This window comes from Streptomyces sp. NPDC090088 (genome assembly GCF_044747345.1).
GTDB lineage: Bacteria > Actinomycetota > Actinomycetes > Streptomycetales > Streptomycetaceae > Streptomyces.
In genome coordinates this window covers 150,785-166,095 of record NZ_JBIVDZ010000006.1, presented here as the reverse complement: position 1 = coordinate 166,095, position 15,311 = coordinate 150,785, and the positions used below count along the sequence as shown (strand labels likewise).

Below are 15,311 nucleotides of genomic sequence, written 5' to 3'. Positions count from 1 at the left end.
AACGCTCAGCCCGTGCTCGTACGGCTGTCGGCCAGCGACGCCTCCGCCTGGAGGCGGGTGAGGACGGTCGTCGGGTTGCCCGTCGAGGTGACCGCGGTGCCTATCTGCTTCTTGATGTCGGCGCTGATGGCGGCCCAGGACGTCTTGCCCGCCGGGTACAGCTGGGAGGTCGGGAGCTGTTCGAGGAAGGGGCGCAGCTGCTTGTCCTGCGGCTGCGTGGAGTCGGTCATCGCCTGGGACGCGGACGTGGTGACGGGCAGCAGGCCGTACTCGCGGGAGAAGGAGAGGACGTTCTTCTCGCTGTAGACGTAGTTGAGGAAGTCACCGACCTGGTCCGCGTGGCCGTTCTGCTTGAAGGCCGCCATCCAGTCGGCGACGCCCATGGAGGCGGTGCCGGTGGACTGCCCGGCCCGGGCGGGCATCGCGACGGTGCCGAACTTCACGCCCTTCTTCTCGGCCTGCTTGATGAGCGTGGGGTGGCCGTTGATCATGCCGACCTGGCCGTCGGCGAAGGCGGCGAACGCCGTCGCGCGGTTCAGTTTGCCGGGCGCCGTCGGGCCGGTCAGGCCCTTGCCGACCAGTTCGTCCTTGAGCCAGGTGAGGGTGTCGATGTTCTGCGAGGAGTTGATCGTGTACGTGCCGGTGTCGTCGGTGTAGCCGCTGCCGCCGCTGAGCAGCCACTGCATGGTCTCCGCCTGGGCCTCCTCGGGACCGAGCGGCAGCGCGTACGGGTACTTCACACCGTTCGCCGCGAGCGCCTTCGCGTCGGCCGCGAGCTCGGTCCAGGTGGTGGGCGGGGTGGTGATGCCGGCCTCGGAGAAGAGCGTCTTGTTGTAGAAGAGGACGCGCGTGGAGGCGGCGAAGGGGATGCCGTACTGGGCGTGGTTCCACTGGCCCGCCTCGGCGAGCTGGGACGGGAAGTCGGCCTGGACCGGGATGGAGAGCAGGTCACCGGCCTCGTACAGCTTGCCGGCGGCCGCGTAGTCGGCGTACGAGCCGATCTGCGCCAGGTCGGGGGCCTTGTCGGCGGCGACCATGGCCTTGACCTTGCTGTCGACGTCGTTCCACGAGTAGACGCTGACATCGATCTTCACGCCGGAGTGCTGGGCCTCGTACGCCCTGGCCAGCCTGTCCCAGTACTTCTGGGAGCTGTTGGCGGCGGAGTCGCCGTAGTCGGCCGCGACGAGTCTGAGGGTGACGTCCGAAGAACCCGTCGCCCCACAGCCACCGAGAACCGCCGTCATGCCCATGGTGGACACCACCGCGATCATTCCTGCCCTACGCCGCCGCACCCGCACTACCTCGATCTAACTGTCTCGCCGTTCAACATGTGGACCCATAAGGTCTACACCACGTAAGTGGACTAGACCTCTTGCGGGTCGGCGGGCCACACTGTTCCCGTGAGACATGTCATCGCCCTGGACGTGGGCGGCACCGGAATGAAGGCCGCGCTGGTCGGCCCGGACGGCGAGCTGCTCCACCAGGACCGCCGGGCGACCGGCCGCGAACGCGGCCCGGACGCGGTGGTCGCCGCCATCCTCGACTTCGCCGCCGAGCTGCGGGCCTACGGCGAACAGCACCTCGGCGAGCCGCCCGCCGCCGCAGGAGTCGCGGTACCGGGCATCGTCGACGAGCGGGCCGGCGTCGCCGTCTACGCCGCCAACCTCGGCTGGCGCGACGTCCCGCTGCGCGCCCTCCTCGCCGACCGCCTCTCCATCCCGGTCGCCCTCGGCCACGACGTGCGCACCGGCGGCCTGGCCGAGGGGCGGCTCGGCGCGGGCCGGGGAGCGGACCGCTTCTTCTTCGTCGCCCTCGGCACCGGCATCGCGGGCGGCTTCGGCCTGGACGGCCGGGTGGAGTCGGGCGCGCACGGCTTCGCGGGCGAGATCGGCCACATCGTCGTACGACCGCAGGGCGCGCCCTGTCCGTGCGGTCAGCGCGGCTGCCTGGAGCGGTACGCGTCGGCCGCCGCGGTGAGCGAGGCGTGGGCGAAGGCCTGCGGTGACCCCGACGCGGACGCGGCGGACTGCGCGAAGGCCGTCACGTCCGGCGACCCGAACGCCGTCCGGGTGTGGGGGGAGGCCGTGGCCGCCCTGGCCGACGGCCTGGTGACAGCCCTCACCCTCCTCGACCCCCGCGTCCTCATCATCGGCGGCGGCCTGGCGGAGGCGGGGAGCGTGCTCTTCGAGCCGCTGCGGGGGGCTGTGGAAGCCCGGGTGACGTTCCAGAGACTGCCGTCGATCGTCCCGGCCGAACTGGGAGACACGGCCGGTTGTTTGGGGGCGGGCCTGCTCGCCCAGGACTTGTTGACTACGACCACTACCGCGGAGGTAACCCCCTGATGGCTGCGAACGAGCCGCACGACAGCGCCCCGCCAGGGGCGCGGGGAACTGCGCGACAAGCCCCCACGCACCCGCAGCCGGGGTCGAACGGTCTGGTCCTCGACGGAGCCCGCACAGTCCTCCCGACCGGAGTGGTCGACAAGGGACGACTGGTGATCGACGGCACGAAAATCACCGCCGACGCCCCCGCAGACGCCCAGGTCATCGATGTCACCGGCCACTGGCTCCTGCCCGGCTTCGTGGACATGCACAACCACGGCGGCGGCGGAGCCTCCTTCAGCTCCGGCACCGCGGAGCAGATCCTCGCCGGCGTCCACACCCACCGCCTGCACGGCACGACCACCCTCGTCGCCTCCACCGTCACCGACGACATGGACGTCCTCGCCCGCCAGGCCGGTCTCCTCTCCGAGCTGGCCGAGCAGGGCGAGATCGCCGGTGTCCACTTCGAGGGCCCGTTCATCTCCCCGTGCCGCAAGGGCGCCCACTCCGAGGCGCTGCTGCGCGACCCGGACCCGGCGGAGGTCCGCAAGCTGCTCGACGCGGCGCGCGGCCACGCGAAGATGGTCACACTGGCCACCGAACTCCCGGGCGGCATCGAGTCGGTACGACTCCTCGCCGAGCACGGTGTGATCGCCGCCGTGGGCCACACGGACGCGACGTACGAGCAGACGGTGGAGGCGATCGACGCCGGCGCCACGGTCGCCACGCACCTCTTCAACGCGATGCCGCAGATCGGGCACCGCGCGCCCGGCCCGATCGCCGCGCTCCTGGAGGACGAGCGGGTGACGGTCGAGCTGATCGACGACGGCACGCATCTCCACCCGGCCGCGCTGCAATTGGCGTTCCATCACGCGGGCCCCGGCCGCGTCGCATTCATCACGGACGCGATGGACGCGGCCGGTTTCGGCGACGGCCGTTATCTGCTGGGCCCGCTGGAGGTGGAGGTCGCCGACGGGGTCGCCCGGCTCGTGGACAGCGGTGCCATCGCCGGCTCCACGCTGACGCTGGACCGCGCGCTGCGGCGGGCGGTGACCGTCGACCGGCTGCCCGTCGAGCACGCCGTCGCCGCGCTGTCCGCCAACCCGGCCCGGCTGCTGGGCCTGTACGACCGCGTCGGCTCCCTGGAACCCGGCAAGGACGCCGACCTGCTGCTCCTGGACGCGGACTTCACGCTGAAGGGCGTGATGCGCAAGGGCGCGTGGGTGGTCGTACCGGAACTGCCCGAACTGACGTAACCGCCCGAACTTCCCCGATGTGCGCTCCCCTTGAGAGACGGCGACCCTAGGCCGGTCGCCGTCTCTTTGGCATGATCGAGCCCCCCAGTGGATGGCACGGGCATATGCGAGGGAGGACGCCCGGTGATCCTCACCGTCACGCTGAACACCGCTCTGGACATCACGTACCGGGTCGGCGCCCTGCGCCCGCACGCCTCGCACCGCGTCTCGGCGGTGGCCGAACGGCCGGGCGGCAAGGGCGTGAACGTGGCCCGGGTGCTGGCCGCGCTCGGCCACGGGACGACGGTGACCGGGTTCGCGGGCGGGGCCACCGGGTGGGCGGTGCGGGAGCGGCTGGCCGAGACGGCGGGGGTGGTGGACGCGCTGCTGCCGGTGGCCGGGGCGACCCGGCGCACGATCGCCGTCGTGGACGAACGGACGGGTGACACGACCCAGTTGAACGAGCCGGGGCCGCAGATAGCGCCCGCCGAGTGGGGCGCCTTCCTAGACCACTACGAGGAGTTGCTGTCCGATGCCTCGGCGGTGGCGCTGTGCGGGAGTCTGCCGCCGGGGGTGCCGGTGGGGGCGTACGCGGGGTTGATAAAGACGGCCCGTTCCGCCGGCGTCCCCGTCCTCCTCGACACCAGCGGGGAGCCGCTGCGCCGCGGTGTCGCCGCCCGCCCCGACCTGGTCAAGCCGAACACCGACGAACTCGCCGAGCTCACCGGCTCCCACGACCCGACCCGCGCCACCCAGGACGCCCGCCGACGCGGCGCTCGCGCCGTCGTCGCCTCCCTCGGCCCGCAGGGCCTGCTGGCGCTCACCCCGGACGGCCGCTGGCACGCGACCCCACCCACCCACGAACACGGCAACCCCACCGGCGCCGGCGACTCCGCCGTCGCCGGCCTCCTCTCCGGCCTCGTCGAACAACTCCCCTGGCCCACCCGCCTGACCCGCGCGGTCGCCCTCTCAGCAGCAACCGTACGAGCCCCGGCAGCAGGCGAGTTCGACCGCCCGGCCTACGAGAAGCTGCTGGCGCAAGTTTCGGTGACAACGGGGTGAGGACTTTGCAACCCTCGCCGGGTATGCCCGCCTAGCGGTTTGGCCGAGAAACACCCTTCCCTTCATCTCGGCCGGATGATCAGATGATCACTAGTTCGCCAAATTGACCAGTGGCGAAGACTTCGGAATCGGGGAAAATTAAATGGGCATAGCCAAGAAGAGCTTGACGACGGTAGCGGTGACCGCCGCATTGTTGGGCGGCGCCTTTGCCACTCCGGCCTCGGCGGCCGATCCCAATACCTGCCCGTCAGGGAAGGTCTGTGGGTGGTCGAAACCGAACAGGACTGGCACCAGGACCGTCCTCTCCGTAACGCCCGGCTGTTATCCGTTCGACACGGCCAAGTCCGTTTCGAATCAGACGCCCTATCGCATCGAGTTCTGGCACATCACCCCGGGCACCGGCTGCAACGTCGGCACCAAGCTGGTCACTCTGAAGCCGCACACCTACTCGGACAACCCCGGTACCGTTACGGGGATTGCGGTCTACGGAAGCTAGTCGGGCCCGCGATCGAGCCTCACGACGGTCCGCCGGTCTACCGGCGGACCGTTCGGCTTTCAGGTTCCCTATTCCAGCCACAGCTGATCGAAGAGCGCGTCGCACTGATTGCCATCATTGCAAGCAAGCTCGATGACGTTGGTCCCCTTCGTCAGGGTGACCGGGGCCCATGTGCTCTGCCAGCCCTTTTCATAGTCCCCCTTCGGGGAACCGATGAAATTCTTCAAACCGATCGGCTGATTATTCGCCTTGCCGTTCACGGAGAGCGTCGCATTGGCATCGACACCAGGAATGCTGTAACGCGCATACAGCCGGAAGTCCCCTGCCTTTTGAATGCCGTTCACCGTCCACGTCACTTTGGCCCCGACGTGGTTGAAGCCGCTCACGTAAACCCCACCGTCGGCTTTCGCGCCCTTCACGTCCGAAGCCACAGAGGTGCCGCCGTCGAGGCGCAGTGCCTTCGCGTCGATCTTGGGCAGTTCGCCAGATGCCGACACCGAGCTCGTGCTCGACGGGGACGGGGACGCGCTCTGTGACTGGGACGGGGTGGTGGAGGCATCGCCGTTCGCCTTGTTGTCGTCGCCGTTGCCGTTCATCATGGCGACGCTGATGCCGATGACGACGGCGGCGACGACGGCGATGGCGCCGATGAGGAGGCCCTTGGTGTTGGGGCCCCGGCCGCGGCCGGGGTTCGGGGGGGCCTGGCGGGTGGTGGGGGCGCCGCCCGGGAAGGTCTCCGGGGCCTGGTAGGCCGCGGACGGCGACTGGCCGTAGCCGGCGCCGGGCTGCTGCTGGGGGATGGTCTGGCCGCCGTACTGCGCCTGCGGTGCCTGCTGCTGGCCGCCGTACGTGCGCTCGCCGACCGGTCGCACTCTGCTGACGGCGTTCGGGTAGCCGTAACCACCGGAGCCGGACGGCGGCTGGGCCCCTCGGGCCTGACCGTCGGCGTACAGGTAGCCGAACGGGTCGTCGTCCTCGGGCGTGCTCGCGCCGTTGTCGCCGGGCGTCATCCCTTGGTACTCCTCAACAGGTGCGGGCGGATGCGGTACAGGTATTGAGTGTCGAGCCTACCCGGTCTGGCTGAGCCAAACAGGTGACTCGGACCGCATCAGCGCGATGACCTGCGGGTCATCCGGCACGGCGGTGCGCTTTGGGACGAGATCGTTTCTCTACGTACATCCGCTCGTCGGCGGACTTGAGGACTTCGTCCGCCGTCATGCCGCAGTGCGCCCATCCGATGCCGAAGCTGGCGCCCACCCGGACCGCCCGGCCCTCGGCGCGGATCGGCTGGATGATCTCGTTGCGCAGGCGTACGGCGAGGTCCTGGGCGTCGGCCTTGCCGAGCCCGTCGGCGAGGATCACGAACTCGTCGCCGCCGAGCCGGGCCACGGTGTCGCCGTCCCGGACCCCCCGGGTCAGCCGGCGGGCGACCTCGATGAGGACCGCGTCGCCCGCGTTGTGCCCGAACCGGTCGTTGATCGACTTGAAGCCGTCGAGGTCGCAGAAGAGCACCGCGAGCCCCTTGGCGCCGTCGTCGCGGCCCTCCTCGGGGGCGACGGTGTGCACGTGGTGGTCGTAGCCACCGTCGTACGACGGTGACACGCCGGCGAAGTCGAAGTCGAAGTCGAAGCCGTGGCCGTTGACGTCGTAGGCGGGGTGGCCGTAGGCCGCGTCCAGGGACTCCAGGGCGCCGGCGTCGGCGCGCCGGCAGAGCCGGGAGGAGAGGCGGGAGCGGAGTTCGGCGGAGTTCGGCAGGCCGGTGAGGGAGTCGTGGGAGGCGCGGTGGGCGAGCTGGAGCTCGCGGCGCTTGCGTTCCTCTATGTCCTCGACGTGGGTGAGGAGGAAGCGGGGGCCGTCGGCCGCGTCGGCGACCACGCTGTTGCGGAGCGAGACCCAGACGTAGGTGCCGTCCCGGCGGCCGAGGCGGAGCTCGGCGCGGCCGCCCTCCGCCGAGGTGCGGAGCAGGGTGCCGATGTCCTCGGGGTGGACCAGGTCGGAGAAGGAGTAGCGGCGCATCGCGGAGGCGGGGCGGCCCAGCAGCCGGCACAGGGCGTCGTTGGTGCGCAGTATTCGTCCGTGCTGGTCGCCGCCCATCTCGGCTATCGCCATGCCGGAGGGGGCGTACTCGAAGGCCTGCCGGAAGGACTCCTCGCTGGCGCGCAGGGCCTGCTGCTCGCGCTCCAGCCTGACCAGTGCCCGCTGCATATTCGCACGTAGACGCGCGTTGCTGATCGCGATCGCGGCCTGGAAGGCGTACATCTGCAGGGCCTCACGGCCCCAGGCGCCGGGGTGCCGGCCGTTGCGCGGGCGGTCGACGGAGATCACGCCGAGCAGTTCGCCGCAGGCGCTGCCGGATATCCCGGGCGTGTACATCGGGGCGAAGAGCCGGTCGGAGGGGTGCCACTCGTCCTCGAAGCGCGGCGCCGGGCCGTCCGTGTACCACTGCGGGACGTCGTCGTCGTCGAGGACCCAGCCCTCGGTGTGCGGTATGAAGACGAGGTCGCCCCACTGCTCGCCCATGCCCAGCCGCCGGTCCCAGGACTCGCGGGAGCCGACCCGGCCGGTGATCAGGGCCTCGGCGGCGGAGTTCCCGGCGAAGGCGGCGACCACGAGGTCGCCCTCGGCGGGGCGTACGAGGTTGATGCAGGCCATCTCGTAGTTGAGGGCGGTGATGACGCCGTCGGCGACGGTCTGCAGTGTGTCCGCCAGGCTGCGGGCCGTGTTCATGTCGGCCATGACCTGGTGCAGCTGTCGCAGGGACGCAAGACGGACGTAGGGCTCCGACTCGGTCTCCATGCTCGCCCTCCCCCCGAGACCTCGCAGTGAATCAAGGGTCTGCTTCGGCGCTACTTTTCCCCGCCACTGAATCACAGCGCGCTGCCCACTCGGTACACAGGGTCAACAATTAATGCCCCTTGTGACTCAAGTCACAGGAGAACGTGAACAATTGAGTGGAGTTTCTGCGTTTTCCCTGTGCGTTTACTGAACACAACCTTTGGGTGCGTGCACACATGATGCACGTTACGACCCTTCACCCGCCCTTGGTCCTAGGACCCGGCTCGGGCCGATGGCCGATGCGGTCGCGCCGGGTCCGAGATTAGCGTTTCGGGCGTGCTGAAGACTCCCTCCCCCACCGCCGCCGAACCCACCGGGCATGCTGTGGGGGTGAGCAACGATGCGTTCAAGGCCGCCATGTCCCGGCTGGCCGCGGGCGTGGTCCTGGTGACCGCGCAGGAGCCGCCGCTCGACCCCGACGACCCGCTGGCGCCGGCCGGCGAGAACGTCGGCATGACGGCCACCGCGTTCCTCTCGGTGTCGCTCGACCCCCCGTTGGTGCTGGTCAGCCTGCGTACGGGGGCCCGTATGGACGACCTCCTGGACGAACAGCCGCTGTGGGCGGTCTCCGTGCTCACCGAGAGCCAGCGGCACATCGCGGGCCGCTTCTCGATGAAGGGCCGCATCAGCGACCGCCTGCTCTTCGAGGACATCCCGTACGCCCGCGGCGAGGTCACCGGCGCCCCGCTGGTCGGCGGCGCCCTCGCGACCCTGGAGTGCCGCACCGAGCAGCGGGTCACGGCCGGCGACCACACCCTCGTCATCGGACGCGTCCTCACCGCCGAACTCCCGAGCGCGGAAGGCGGTCCGCTGATGTATTTCCGGGGTCGCTACCGGCAGTTGGGCTGAGCCGAGAAGACCGCGCGGTCGGTTTATTAAATTCCGCGCACGGCCGCCTTTTCCGAACGGCGTATTCCCTAACCGAGATCAGGGCCGAAATCGATGTCGAGTTCGGCGACTCGCGCCGGGTCGGTCACGATGTCCAGCACGGCGATGCGGTCGCGAACGACCGTGAAGGCGAGGGTCCGCTCCGGACGGCCGTCGGCGAGGACGACGATCCCGGGCACGCCGTTGATCAGCGCCGGCACGCCAGGGCCGACGAGTCGCGCGAACCGGGTCGCGCCGCCGGCGACCGCGGCGGCGCCCGTGGTCACCCCGACCTCGGTGCGGGCCACCACGTCGGGGTCGAGCACCCGCAGCAGCCCGTCGAAGTCACCGGCCCGCGCGGCCGCCAGAAAGGCGTCGACGAGTTCGCGCTGCCGGGCCAGGTCGGCGTCCGGGGCGCTGTGCGGGCCGCGCACCCGGCGCCGGGCCCGGCTGGCCAGCTGGCGGGCGGCGGCGGGATTGCGACCGAGAATCCCCGCGACCTCCTCGAAGGGCACCGCGAACAGGTCGTGCAGCACGAACGCGAGCCGCTCGGCGGGGGTGAGGGTGTCCAGGACGACCAGCAGGGCGACCCCGACCGTGTCGGCGAGCAGGGCGTCCTGTTCCGGGTCGGCGGCGGGGCCGGGGAGTTCCACCGGGCCGCCGCCGGCCTCCAGGGACTCCTCCGCGCGCGACTTCCGGGACCGCAGCATGTCCAGGCAGACCCGGCCCACGACGGTGGTGAGCCAGCCGCCCAGGTTCTCCACCCGTCCGCTGTCGGCCCGGCTCAGCCGGAACCAGGCCTCCTGCACCGCGTCGTCGGCCTCGGCGACCGACCCGAGCATGCGGTGCGCGACGGCACGCAGCCGGGGACGGTGCGCCTCGAAACGCTCGGCGAGGAAGTTGTCGTCGGTGCCGTTGTCGGTGCTCATCGCGGTACCACCCGTGGCCGTAGTCCGTCCGCCGCTCGGCGGCCTTCCCTGGACTGACGGATGAGGCGACCCGGATGTGACCGGGGCCCCGGATGCGACGGGGGCCGCTAGGACCAGTCGCGGCCGGTCCGCCCCCGCTTGGTCTCCGACCGCTGCTTCTTCTCCCGCAGCCGGCGTTCGTTGATCCCGCGCGGGATGCGGGTCGGCGTGCGGGGCTTGGGCGGAGGCGCGGTGGCCTCCGCGAGGAGCGCGGCGAGGCGTACGGCCGCGGTCTCGCGGTTGCGCCACTGCGACCGGTGCTCGGACGACCGTACGACGACCACGCCGTCGACGAGCCGCCCGGCCAGCCGTGCCAGCGCCCGCTCCTTCCACACCGGGGGCAGCGCCTCGGTGGCGGCCAGGTCGAAGCGCAGCTCCACCTGCGAGTCACTGGTGTTGACGTGCTGTCCGCCCGGCCCGGACGACCGCGAGAAACGCCAGTTGAGCTCGGCCTCGGGGAGCGAGACGGAGCCGCGGATGACATAGGGACCGGACATGGCTCCATGGTCGCGCGGCTGACCGGCACACGTCACGCGAATATCGTTCATCACCCGTTTGGTAAAGAAAGTAAAGCGAGGTGGAACCTTCGGTACCCCTCGTGGCGTTCATACGGGTAGCTGTAGCTTCGAGCCCGTACGCCGCACGGCAGTACGCACACAAGGGAAAGGACTCCCCGACCATGGCTGTAAGCCTGTCCAAGGGTGGCAACGTCTCGCTCACCAAGGAGGCTCCGGGCCTGACCGCCGTCACCGTGGGCCTCGGCTGGGACGTCCGCACCACCACCGGCACGGACTTCGACCTTGACGCCTCCGCGATCGCGGTCAACACGCAGGGCAAGGTCTACTCCGACGCCCACTTCGTCTTCTTCAACAACAAGCAGACCCCGGACCAGACCATCGTCCACACGGGCGACAACCGCACCGGCGAGGGCGCGGGCGACGACGAGGCGATCAACGTCAACCTGGCGGGCCTCCCCGCCGACATCGACAAGATCGTCTTCCCGGTCTCCATCTACGACGCGGAGACCCGCTCGCAGAACTTCGGCCAGGTCCGCAACGCCTACATCCGCATCGTCAACCAGGCCGGCGGCGCCGAGATCGCCCGCTACGACCTCTCCGAGGATGCGGCGACCGAGACGGCCATGGTCTTCGGCGAGCTGTACCGCAACGGCGCCGAGTGGAAGTTCCGCGCGGTCGGCCAGGGCTACGCCTCCGGCCTCGTCGGCATCGCCCAGGACTTCGGCGTCAACGTCTGACCGACGCTGCGCTGCGCGGGAGCCCCCGGCCGCTTCGAGGTGGCTGGGGGCTCCTTGTTACTCCGGCTCCGCGACTGGGCAGGCCAGCTCGGCGTTCGCGCGATTCGGCGAGCAGGTCACCACTGCCAAGGACAGGTATGAGGGACGTTCGAGGTAGAAGCCGTATGACACGTCAGCTCCCGATTGCAGTTGTTCGGCAGCAGCGTTCACCTGCCGGGCGAGGCGCGTAGGGTCACGGCCCCTGTCCGACGCGAACCGGGGCGCGTACTCGGCCAGGCGTTCACCGAGCCATGACGCGGCCACCTTCGCCTCCTCCCACGTGCCGCGCACCAAGGAACGCGGCTTGATCAGCCAGTACGCCGTTTCCAGGGGCGGCAGATCCGACGTGAGGAACTCCCCGGCCACCTCGCGATACCGCTGGATCAGCTCCGGCCTGCTTCCGGGAGATGGCTCCTCGGGATGCGGAGGCCGTCGTAGTGCTTCCTGGTCGAAGCGGTCCTTCGGGCCGGTCCACAGGTAGCCGTGGTGGTGCACGAATCTTTCCCGTTCCGAGAAAAGCCGACCGGACCGGGCCCGGGAGAGTGAGGAAGGGACGGCCCGGCCGACGGAGGGGGGAGGGATCAGACGTGGAGGCCGAAGCGCGCCGGGTCGATGCCGGCCGCGTGCAGTTCATCCGAGGTGAACCGCAGCGGCTGCGCGTCGGGCCGCTTGCTGTCACCGAGGGCCCAGGCGTCGTCGCCGATCCGGGCCAGAGTCACGCACCCCTCGGTGCAGGGGCCGCCACACGCCTTCACGAACGAGGCCCCGTCGATGTCCAGTGTGTACAGGTCACTTCCGTCCAGCATCACTGCACCTTCCTGCTCAGCTGATCGCGGCCATGACCGACCGCCGCCGCCCGCGAAAGGGGCGGGAGTTCAGGGATTCCACCGCTAGGCCGGTGTGGCTCTACTCGGCGCGGACGACCATGGCGAACGAGGTCCGGGTGCGCCGGAAACCGGCGTGACCGGAACGGCCCGTGTGGCTCAGGCACGCCGTGTCGACAGGCGCCGAGTCACCGGCCGGCGTCGACTTCCCACCGCAGTGCAGACACTCGGCCTCGAACGTCACACCCGTATCGGGATGCTCGGTGATCCGGTGCATCACGTACCGCATCGCCGTCCGGACGCTCACAGCCCACCCCTGCGGCTGCTCGCGTTGGCTGCGGCGACTCGGCCGCTCAGTCCCTCGGCCGCGCTGGCCGGCGGCGGCTTGTAGTCGGGACACTTCGGGCTCCCGCACTCGCACGGAGGCCAGTGCAGGGCGGAACTCGGCGCCAAGTCCGCGCCCTCGGGGCCGGGGGTGCTCTTCTGCACCATGAGCACACCCCCGACGCCGAATGCTTCGGAGAGACGGGAGAGGAACTGCCGGGCCTCACTGCTGCCCGGGTGATCAGGCGATTCAGAACCCTGTGCCTTGCCTTCGCCCATCACACCGCGCCCTCTCGATCGATTCCGTGCGGATGTGAGGACCGTAGAAAGTGGCGAGTGCCGAACTCTACGAACTTGCATGGACTTGCACACCAATTGGCCTGGGCAAGGGCGGTATTGACGCTGTCTCCGCAGCTCAAGGAAGCTTGTGCAAGTCTGAGCAAGCACCTACACCAGGGAGCCGGCTATGGCCGTGGAGTTTGTGGGAATCGACCCCGACACCGATCTGGACCACTGCCCCACCGTATGGGCGGACGCGGAAGCTCAGGAGATCTTGTTGCAAGGGTGGAAGACAAGCACCGAAACTCAGGCGGAGTGCGAGGCAAGCAGCCCCGCGAGCAGTCCGGTGCCTGACAGTGAAGCCATCGTCAGGATTCCGGCTCGGATGATCCCGATGATCAGGGAGGCGTGTGATGCCGTCGAGCGACGCGACCAGCTTCGCTGACCTACTTGGCCAGTGCGAGCGGTCCGCCGTCCACCTGGAGCTACGCGACTCCTACGCTTCGACAGATCGGTTCGAGGCGTGGAAGCGCGGTGAGCGGATCAACTGGGAGGACCGCGGGGCCTGGTGGCATCCCTTCTACCAGCTGATCACGGATGCCGTGGCCCGGGGCGTGACCATCCGTCGAGCCCGGGTGGTCTCCGAGCCCGTATCGGAGTACATCCGCTGGGAGCACTACGTCACTCACGCCAACGTCTCGGCGGGTGAGGAGGTCCGGTGGCTACCACGGCGACGGGCCACAGACATCCCCCTGCCGGGAAACGACTTCTGGTTGTTCGACGGGGCGCTGCTCCGGGTGCACCACTTCTCCGGTGACGGAGCGGTGGTGGAGGACGAGGTGACGGCGGAGCCGCAAGCCGTGAAACTGTGCTCGGCCGCCTTCGAAGCAGTATGGGAGCAAGCGATCCCGCACCACCTGTACAAGATCTGACGAGAGCCGGCTCCATGCCCCCGCACGCCTCTTCACGCGTTCAGAAGGCCCGCGAAAGGCTGGCCCATCGTCTTCGCGACATTCGGAAGGACGCGGGGATCAGCGGACGGGAGCTGGCTGTCAGGTGTGGTTGGTCGGAGTCGAAGTCGTCCCGAATCGAGAACGCGAAGACCCCTCCCTCTGACGCGGACATCAAGGCGTGGTGCCGGGCCTGCGCCGCTGAGAGTCAGGCCCTCGATTTGATCGTGGCCAACAGGCAGTCCGCTGATGCTCATGTGCAGTGGCGGCGACTCCAGCGGAGCGGTCTGCGACGTCTGCAAGAGTCCGTGGTCGACCTGTACCAACGAACCAGGACTTTCCGCGTCTACGTGTCCGACGTAGTCCCCGGGTTCCTCCAGACACCCGGATACGCCACGGCTCTCTTGTCATCCATCGCGGAGTTCCGGGGAACCCCGGACGACGTGAGTGATGCGGTGGCGGCCCGCATGCGGCGCAACGCGGTGCTGAGCGATGGCTCCCGGCGGTTCTCGTTCGTGCTGGAGGAGTCGGTGCTGCGTTACCGGCTGTGCGGCGCCGAAACCATGGCGGCGCAACTCGGCCACCTGCTGGGAGTCATGGATCTCCCGAACGTCGCCGTGGGTATCGTTCCGTTTTCGACTCAACGGACCGTGTGGCCCATGCCCACGTTCACTGTCTTCGACCACGTCAGGGTGCATGCGGACACGTTGGATGCTGCTTCCGCGCTTACGGAGCCCAGTCAGGTTGAGCTGTACACCCGAGCCTTTGAGCAGCTTTCGCAGGGAGCCGCGCGAGGGGCTGCAGCACGTTCTCTGATAACGGGTGCGTTGGCGTCCCTGGACTGAGTGGGCCCATGTGTCGCCGGAGCCCGGAAACGCGGACTCCGGTCGCGAGGGACGTCACCACCAAAGGAACGACGGGGAGAAAGAACCCCGCCAAGCCCCACCCCTCCCGCCCGTCGCGCAGCGTCACTCCGGCGAGTGAATATGCCCAAGTCGGCTGGATTTGGGGAGGGTTGCGTGCCCTACGCTCGGCGCAACAACCGCAGAAGGACTTCGGCCCTCGCCGGGACGGCAATCCCAGTGCGAGGGCCTGACCACCTGGGAAGCCCGATACCTTCCCGATGGATACGAAAAACCCTAGCGCGCCCGCGTGCGCCCAGCCCCCTGTTGCCGCCAAGAAGCACCCGAACCGGGGGTCCGGCGGCGGGCTCATTCACGAACACACCCGCCACACCTCGCACTTCACCGTCGTCGGCAACGACCTGGCCCAGCACCCCGACCTGTCGGGGCTCGCGATCGGCATCGGCACACACATCCAGTCACTTCCGGCCGGCGCCAAGGTCGACATCAAGACGCTGGCGGAGCGGCTGAAGCCGCCGCAGAAGCCCGCCCGAAAGGCCGCCCTCCCGCCCGTACCGCAGCCCTCGTGTGCCGCGCCCGCGCTGCTCCAGCAATCCCTCGACCTGCTCGTACGCCTCCGCCGCCACGACTCCCGCCTCCTGCTCTCGGCCACCGACACCGAGCACCTGGCCCCCGGAGTCGCCGCCTGGCTGGAACGGGACGTCAGCGCAGCGGACGTAGCCCGCGCCCTGACCTCCGACCTGCCGGCCGAGGACCTACGCCGCCCCGCCGCCCCGCTCGCCCACCGGCTGACGGACCGGCTCCCGCCGCCGCCCCCCCGTTCCGGGCGCCGGTCGCCACGCCCTCGGCCCCGGCGAAGATCCAGAACTGCGACGGCTGCGACCGCGGCTTCCGTGCACCCCGGCCCGGACTCTGCCCCGGCTGCCGAACCGATCTCCCGAAGGACACCTAGCATGAAAGCGACGATCCTTGCCCCTGGGCACAGACGAGGAG

General features: G+C 69.6%; 17 protein-coding genes and 1 pseudogene. 10 read left to right on the top strand and 8 right to left on the bottom strand.

The window, feature by feature from the left end:
- Positions 1-5 precede the first annotated feature (5 nt).
- Positions 6-1,271 (bottom strand): extracellular solute-binding protein, encoded by a 1,266-nt coding sequence (locus ACIPSJ_RS28575; protein ID WP_359207494.1) that lies wholly within the window; start codon positions 1,269-1,271, stop codon positions 6-8.
- Positions 1,272-1,400: 129 nt separating this feature from the next.
- Between ACIPSJ_RS28575 and ACIPSJ_RS28570 the strand changes: the two genes are divergently transcribed.
- The 4 genes from ACIPSJ_RS28570 to ACIPSJ_RS28555 all read left to right on the top strand — a co-directional run bounded on the left by ACIPSJ_RS28570 (position 1,401) and on the right by ACIPSJ_RS28555 (position 5,114).
- Positions 1,401-2,342 (top strand): ROK family protein, encoded by a 942-nt coding sequence (locus ACIPSJ_RS28570; protein ID WP_401350368.1) that lies wholly within the window; start codon positions 1,401-1,403, stop codon positions 2,340-2,342.
- Positions 2,342-3,577: an N-acetylglucosamine-6-phosphate deacetylase gene (gene nagA, locus ACIPSJ_RS28565; protein WP_401350366.1), complete on the top strand. Its 1,236-nt coding sequence runs from the start codon at positions 2,342-2,344 to the stop codon at positions 3,575-3,577. The genes ACIPSJ_RS28570 and nagA overlap by 1 nt, the downstream gene beginning before the upstream one ends.
- Before the next feature lie 123 nt (positions 3,578-3,700).
- Positions 3,701-4,618 carry a 1-phosphofructokinase family hexose kinase gene (locus ACIPSJ_RS28560; RefSeq protein ID WP_401350364.1) on the top strand — a complete coding sequence of 306 codons (918 nt, stop codon included), beginning with the start codon at positions 3,701-3,703 and terminating at the stop codon, positions 4,616-4,618.
- Positions 4,619-4,760: 142 nt separating this feature from the next.
- Complete coding sequence (locus ACIPSJ_RS28555; RefSeq protein ID WP_359207506.1) at positions 4,761-5,114, top strand: peptidase inhibitor family I36 protein; 354 nt, start codon at positions 4,761-4,763, stop codon at positions 5,112-5,114.
- A gap of 68 nt (positions 5,115-5,182) precedes the next feature.
- Here the strand turns inward: ACIPSJ_RS28555 and ACIPSJ_RS28550 are convergent, their stop codons facing one another.
- Together ACIPSJ_RS28550 and cdgB are read right to left on the bottom strand one after the other, a co-directional pair.
- Positions 5,183-6,124: a carbohydrate-binding protein gene (locus tag ACIPSJ_RS28550; RefSeq protein ID WP_401350362.1), complete on the bottom strand. Its 942-nt coding sequence runs from the start codon at positions 6,122-6,124 to the stop codon at positions 5,183-5,185.
- A gap of 118 nt (positions 6,125-6,242) precedes the next feature.
- Entirely contained in the window at positions 6,243-7,910 is a 1,668-nt protein-coding gene (gene cdgB, locus ACIPSJ_RS28545) for a diguanylate cyclase CdgB (protein ID WP_401350359.1), read from the bottom strand.
- Positions 7,911-8,279: 369 nt separating this feature from the next.
- Here cdgB and ACIPSJ_RS28540 point away from each other — a divergent pair, with 369 nt between their 5' ends.
- Positions 8,280-8,798 (top strand): flavin reductase family protein, encoded by a 519-nt coding sequence (locus ACIPSJ_RS28540; RefSeq protein ID WP_359207962.1) that lies wholly within the window; start codon positions 8,280-8,282, stop codon positions 8,796-8,798.
- A 68-nt stretch (positions 8,799-8,866) separates the two neighbouring features.
- Here ACIPSJ_RS28540 and ACIPSJ_RS28535 read toward each other — a convergent pair whose 3' ends face one another.
- Together ACIPSJ_RS28535 and arfB are read right to left on the bottom strand one after the other, a co-directional pair.
- On the bottom strand, positions 8,867-9,745 hold the full coding sequence (locus ACIPSJ_RS28535) for a sigma-70 family RNA polymerase sigma factor (protein WP_401350356.1): 879 nt from the start codon (positions 9,743-9,745) through the stop codon (positions 8,867-8,869).
- 107 nt (positions 9,746-9,852) lie between these two features.
- The gene (gene arfB, locus ACIPSJ_RS28530; RefSeq protein WP_359207518.1) at positions 9,853-10,281 is read right to left on the bottom strand and encodes an alternative ribosome rescue aminoacyl-tRNA hydrolase ArfB; all 429 of its coding nucleotides are present in this window, start codon (positions 10,279-10,281) and stop codon (positions 9,853-9,855) included.
- A gap of 182 nt (positions 10,282-10,463) precedes the next feature.
- Here arfB and ACIPSJ_RS28525 point away from each other — a divergent pair, with 182 nt between their 5' ends.
- Entirely contained in the window at positions 10,464-11,039 is a 576-nt protein-coding gene (locus ACIPSJ_RS28525) for a TerD family protein (protein ID WP_355709085.1), read from the top strand.
- Positions 11,040-11,096: 57 nt separating this feature from the next.
- On the opposite strand, the gene ACIPSJ_RS28520 is transcribed toward ACIPSJ_RS28525, so the two are convergent.
- The 3 genes from ACIPSJ_RS28520 to ACIPSJ_RS28510 form a co-directional block, all read right to left on the bottom strand.
- Entirely contained in the window at positions 11,097-11,573 is a 477-nt protein-coding gene (locus tag ACIPSJ_RS28520) for a hypothetical protein (protein ID WP_401350353.1), read from the bottom strand.
- A gap of 86 nt (positions 11,574-11,659) precedes the next feature.
- A complete protein-coding gene (locus tag ACIPSJ_RS28515) occupies positions 11,660-11,884 on the bottom strand; it encodes a DUF397 domain-containing protein (protein ID WP_401350351.1) in 225 nt (74 codons plus the stop codon).
- 100 nt (positions 11,885-11,984) lie between these two features.
- Positions 11,985-12,209, bottom strand: a complete 225-nt coding sequence (locus ACIPSJ_RS28510) for a hypothetical protein (RefSeq protein ID WP_401350348.1) — start codon at positions 12,207-12,209, stop codon at positions 11,985-11,987.
- A gap of 483 nt (positions 12,210-12,692) precedes the next feature.
- Between ACIPSJ_RS28510 and ACIPSJ_RS28505 the strand changes: the two genes are divergently transcribed.
- The 4 genes and pseudogenes from ACIPSJ_RS28505 to ACIPSJ_RS28490 all read left to right on the top strand — a co-directional run bounded on the left by ACIPSJ_RS28505 (position 12,693) and on the right by ACIPSJ_RS28490 (position 15,270).
- A complete protein-coding gene (locus tag ACIPSJ_RS28505) occupies positions 12,693-12,950 on the top strand; it encodes a hypothetical protein (protein ID WP_401350346.1) in 258 nt (85 codons plus the stop codon).
- Positions 12,919-13,437 carry a DUF6879 family protein gene (locus ACIPSJ_RS28500; RefSeq protein ID WP_401350345.1) on the top strand — a complete coding sequence of 173 codons (519 nt, stop codon included), beginning with the start codon at positions 12,919-12,921 and terminating at the stop codon, positions 13,435-13,437. Before ACIPSJ_RS28505 ends, ACIPSJ_RS28500 begins: the two co-directional genes overlap by 32 nt.
- Before the next feature lie 14 nt (positions 13,438-13,451).
- Positions 13,452-14,300, top strand: coding sequence for a helix-turn-helix domain-containing protein (locus ACIPSJ_RS28495; RefSeq protein WP_401350343.1), 849 nt, complete (start codon positions 13,452-13,454; stop codon positions 14,298-14,300).
- A gap of 278 nt (positions 14,301-14,578) precedes the next feature.
- Positions 14,579-15,270: pseudogene (locus tag ACIPSJ_RS28490) on the top strand (helix-turn-helix domain-containing protein).
- The last annotated feature ends 41 nt before the right edge of the window (positions 15,271-15,311 follow it).

Bases quoted from the DNA above. Each gene is read 5' to 3' on its own strand.
- ACIPSJ_RS28575 (WP_359207494.1), bottom strand. From the start codon at position 1,271: ATGATCGCGGTGGTGTCCACCATGGGCATGACGGCGGTTCTCGGTGGC.
- nagA (WP_401350366.1), top strand. From the start codon at position 2,342: ATGGCTGCGAACGAGCCGCACGACAGCGCCCCGCCAGGGGCGCGGGGA.
- ACIPSJ_RS28555 (WP_359207506.1), top strand. From the start codon at position 4,761: ATGGGCATAGCCAAGAAGAGCTTGACGACGGTAGCGGTGACCGCCGCA.
- ACIPSJ_RS28550 (WP_401350362.1), bottom strand. From the start codon at position 6,124: ATGACGCCCGGCGACAACGGCGCGAGCACGCCCGAGGACGACGACCCG.
- cdgB (WP_401350359.1), bottom strand. From the start codon at position 7,910: ATGGAGACCGAGTCGGAGCCCTACGTCCGTCTTGCGTCCCTGCGACAG.
- ACIPSJ_RS28535 (WP_401350356.1), bottom strand. From the start codon at position 9,745: ATGAGCACCGACAACGGCACCGACGACAACTTCCTCGCCGAGCGTTTC.
- arfB (WP_359207518.1), bottom strand. From the start codon at position 10,281: ATGTCCGGTCCCTATGTCATCCGCGGCTCCGTCTCGCTCCCCGAGGCC.
- ACIPSJ_RS28525 (WP_355709085.1), top strand. From the start codon at position 10,464: ATGGCTGTAAGCCTGTCCAAGGGTGGCAACGTCTCGCTCACCAAGGAG.
- ACIPSJ_RS28515 (WP_401350351.1), bottom strand. From the start codon at position 11,884: ATGCTGGACGGAAGTGACCTGTACACACTGGACATCGACGGGGCCTCG.
- ACIPSJ_RS28505 (WP_401350346.1), top strand. From the start codon at position 12,693: ATGGCCGTGGAGTTTGTGGGAATCGACCCCGACACCGATCTGGACCAC.
- ACIPSJ_RS28500 (WP_401350345.1), top strand. From the start codon at position 12,919: ATGCCGTCGAGCGACGCGACCAGCTTCGCTGACCTACTTGGCCAGTGC.
- ACIPSJ_RS28495 (WP_401350343.1), top strand. From the start codon at position 13,452: ATGCCCCCGCACGCCTCTTCACGCGTTCAGAAGGCCCGCGAAAGGCTG.